The sequence below is a fragment of the Spirillospora sp. NPDC000708 genome (genome assembly GCF_040299565.1).
In the GTDB taxonomy this organism is placed as follows: domain Bacteria; phylum Actinomycetota; class Actinomycetes; order Streptosporangiales; family Streptosporangiaceae; genus Spirillospora.
The window spans coordinates 1-2,175 of sequence record NZ_JBEPCJ010000216.1 but is presented as its reverse complement, the minus strand read 5'-3'; the positions used below and the strand labels follow the sequence as shown (position 1 = coordinate 2,175).

The following is a 2,175-nucleotide window of genomic DNA, read 5'->3' as shown; positions in this document are numbered from 1 at the left end:
GGCGTCGCTTCGCGATGGACTTCGTCCACCCTTGACTTTGGAGCCTCTGCGGCCCCTGAGGCAGCGTTAGGGGCAGGCTCCGCCTGCCCCGCCCCTGGGTCGCGCCACCCCACCACCCCCTTCCGTAAGGGAGGTCGAGCGGCTCCTAGCGATGGCATCGCTCTGTCCGACCTCTCTGGGAGCTTGTGAGGCATGGACGTCACCATGCAACTGGTCATCGACTGCGCCGAGCCGAAGAGATTGGTGGCCTTCTGGTGCGAGGCTCTCGGATACCTGCCCGAGCCGCCACCCGACGATCACAGCAGTTGGCGAGAGTATTGGACGGCATTAGGAGTCCCCGAGGAAGAGTTGCCCGCTGGGGCCGGTGAGGTGCCGGAGTCGATCGTGGATCCAGCGGGACAAGGCCCCCGTGTGTGGTTCCAACGCGTCCCCGAACCAAAGGTCGTCAAGAACCGGCTGCACCTTGACCTGAAGGTGAGCGGCGGTCGAGCCGTCCCATTGTCCGTTCGGGTTCAGCGGGTCAATGCCAAGGCGGCACGTCTGACCAGCGCAGGCGCCACGGTGCTGCGGACACTGGGTGGGCCTGACCTGGATCACTACGCCGTCGTCCTGCTGGACCCAGAAGGAAACGAGTTCTGCGTGGCTTGAGCCATGAGAGGTGCGCCGCTGCTGGCGGACCACAGGTGTCGTGCTGTGGGCGCGAGGGCATGGCTATCCACCCGATCCACCCGATTTGATTGATACGGGTGCACCGGTGCAGGGGAGCAGCGCTGCGGTTATGCGGCCCAGTCGAGGGCGGGGCTGTTGAGTGGGCCGATGTTGCCTGGTGGTCCGGCCCCGGTTGCGGATCTTCTTGCGTCGGGTGGTGGGAGTAGCCGGTAGATGTATCGCCCGTCCTGATCTTTGGTGATCTGGATCTGTTCGGGGCGACTGTGCTTGAAGCGGTTGTGCCATCCGCAGGTGAGTGCGAGTTGGTCGATGTCGGTGGGCGATCGTCCGAGCGCCCATCCGTGGACGTGGTCCACTTCGCACAGCGTTCCGGGGACCTCGCAGCCTCGTACCGCGCAGGAGGAGTAGAGCGTCTCTAGGACTTGGCGTTGTGCTGGGGAGGCGAATCGTTCCCGGTGGCCGAGGTAGAGCGGTGTGTTTCCGCGTCCGAGGAGGAGGGGTGAGACTCCGGCGGCTAGGGCGATGCGGCGGGCTTGGGCGGCGGGGATGGGGGTGCCGTCGGTGAGGCGGGCTGGGGCGTTGCCTCCGGTGAGGGTGTCCAGGTCGCAGATGACGGTGACCTTGGACGCCTTGTGCCCGCCTGAGAGCACGCTCGACAGTGCCGCCGCCGTCCGCTCGGAGAGGTCGCGACGGTCGTCCGGTCCGGCCGGCTTGGCCAGCGGCGCGAGGGTGCCGTCCCAGATCGCGGCGTCTTCGGGATTCAGCCACCCTTTGACGTACCGGCCGCCGTCCAGGGATCGGGTGGTGGTGAGCCAGGAATTGTCGTAGCCGCGCTTGGTGTCCTCGTCCGGTGCTTCTTCGACATCGTCGCGTTCGGCGATGAGGTCGCGGATCCGGCGGCCGAACGCAGCGACCTTCCCGGCCGAGAAGCCCTGCTCGACAAAGCCGAGGAGGATTGTCTCGGCTTCGGCGCAGTCGTGGTCGTCGAGGCGTGAGACCGAGTCGGCGACGGTGGCGGCGTAGCCGTAGGACAGTTCCCCGGCTGCGAGCTGTGCGCAGACTTCCGGTAGGCGGTGGCGCTGCCGGGCGAGGGTGAGGCGCTCCTTGGCGCGGCTGTCGCGCATGCCCAAACTCGAGCGCAGCCATGCTTGGGTGGAGGGGTATCCCCACCGGGCCTGTTCCCCGCAGGCGTCGACTCGGCCGATGAATCCGGCGAGTGCGCTTTCCTGCATATCGGACGCGGCCACAAGTGTTTCGGTGAGTTCCAGGCAGGCCGCAGAAGATTCGGGAGCTTCGCGTGACGCGAGTTCAGTGGCGATGGTTGAGAGCGCGTTCACCAGTTCCAGGGTGGACGCGGCCCCAAGCTCGACCGTCACTGATTGCATACGTAAATAGTACCCTGTGTGACTGACATTCGAGGCCGTTCAAGGCCGTTCGGGCCACATTCTTCCCGGTATTTTTCGGGCGGGAAAGGCTGCTGGGCCTCGTGGCCTGTTGCCCCTCCTC

2 protein-coding genes are annotated in these 2,175 nt (G+C 66.2%); one reads left to right on the top strand and one right to left on the bottom strand.

What is annotated here, in order from left to right; all coding sequences use genetic code 11:
- Positions 1–192 precede the first annotated feature (192 nt).
- Positions 193–648, top strand: a complete 456-nt coding sequence (locus ABT299_RS52500) for a VOC family protein (protein ID WP_190852406.1) — start codon at positions 193–195, stop codon at positions 646–648.
- A 128-nt stretch (positions 649–776) separates the two neighbouring features.
- On the opposite strand, the gene ABT299_RS52495 is transcribed toward ABT299_RS52500, so the two are convergent.
- Positions 777–2,054: an HNH endonuclease signature motif containing protein gene (locus tag ABT299_RS52495; RefSeq protein WP_500255452.1), complete on the bottom strand. Its 1,278-nt coding sequence runs from the start codon at positions 2,052–2,054 to the stop codon at positions 777–779.
- Positions 2,055–2,175: the final 121 nt, after the last annotated feature.

What these genes read in the sequence shown, in the direction of transcription:
- ABT299_RS52500 (WP_190852406.1), top strand. Translation starts at nt 193, where the DNA reads ATGGACGTCACCATGCAACTGGTCATCGACTGCGCCGAGCCGAAGAGA.
- ABT299_RS52495 (WP_500255452.1), bottom strand. Translation starts at nt 2,054, where the DNA reads ATGCAATCAGTGACGGTCGAGCTTGGGGCCGCGTCCACCCTGGAACTG.